Raw genomic sequence first — 282 nt, 5'->3', positions numbered from 1 at the left:
CTTGGCTTTCTTCCAGTTGGAGCCCCCTGGTGTGCGTCTTGCCAAACGCCGCTGCCACAGCGCAAGCTTTTTCTCGTATTGACGGTAAAACCTGGGGTTGGCAAAATGTTCGCCGTTGGAGCACACAGCGTATTCCTTAAGCCCCAAGTCAATGCCGATATGTGCATCTGCTTGTGGGAGCGGGGTCTTTTCGACCTCGCAAACCAGGGAGACAAAATACTTATCGCTGGCGTTTTGCCGTACCGTAGCGGACAGTATACGACCCTCCAGCTTCCGAGAGTT

General features: G+C 53.9%; 1 protein-coding gene. It reads right to left on the bottom strand.

Annotated features, from left to right (window positions below):
- The coding region (locus ACAN56_RS35415; protein ID WP_379148795.1) for a transposase at positions 1 to 282 on the bottom strand (282 nt) is incomplete at both ends.

It is taken from the genome of Paenibacillus paludis (assembly GCF_042610515.1).
GTDB lineage: Bacteria > Bacillota > Bacilli > Paenibacillales > Paenibacillaceae > Paenibacillus_AQ.
Note: the sequence above shows the minus strand (reverse complement) of the source record. Positions and strands in the feature narration are given on the sequence as shown.